Below are 553 nucleotides of genomic sequence, written 5' to 3'. Positions count from 1 at the left end.
GCATCCCAGAGCAAGTCGATATCGGCAGTTTAAACAACTATCACTCCACCTTATCTCGCAAAGATATTGTTCGTTATCAGCCAATTTTGGCGTACCAGCAAGATCATCATTACATCAAAGTGAGAAATAAAGGCCCTTACTGGGTGATATACCCTCTCAGTCAATATCCTGAATTGGATCATAATGAATATCATGCCCAAATGGTGTGGCAAGTTAATGAGATGAAAATAAAACAAAAATAATGAAGTTATCAGAAGCTTACCCAATTAAACAAAAAAATTATTCGACGACCAGCAAAATGCTCCTTTTGGTTTTTGCCACTTCTTTATTGCTCGCAAATGTCATATTGCTCCAACAAACTCGGGTCTTAGCGCAAAGTTTTACTGATGAGCAAAAACAAGCGACATGGTTTTTATTCCAGTTATCGAAAGAACTTTCTGAGCTCGTCAGTGAAGCACGTCGACTGGACGAAAATGTTTTAAAAATAGAAGGTGCAGAACTTCAGTATGAGCTTGCTTGGAGCCGTTTTGATTTATTAATAAATAGTAAAGAC

2 pseudogenes are annotated in these 553 nt (G+C 37.6%); both read left to right on the top strand.

The features are described from left to right. Nucleotides 1-242 (top strand): annotated as a pseudogene (locus tag R8N47_RS27565) (oxidoreductase); the annotation flags it as partial. After that, nucleotides 242-553, top strand: a pseudogene (locus tag R8N47_RS27560) (GGDEF domain-containing protein); the annotation flags it as partial. The pseudogenes R8N47_RS27565 and R8N47_RS27560, both read left to right, overlap by 1 nt.

This window comes from Vibrio sp. 2132-1 (assembly GCF_033344315.1).
Note: the sequence above shows the minus strand (reverse complement) of the source record. Positions and strands in the feature narration are given on the sequence as shown.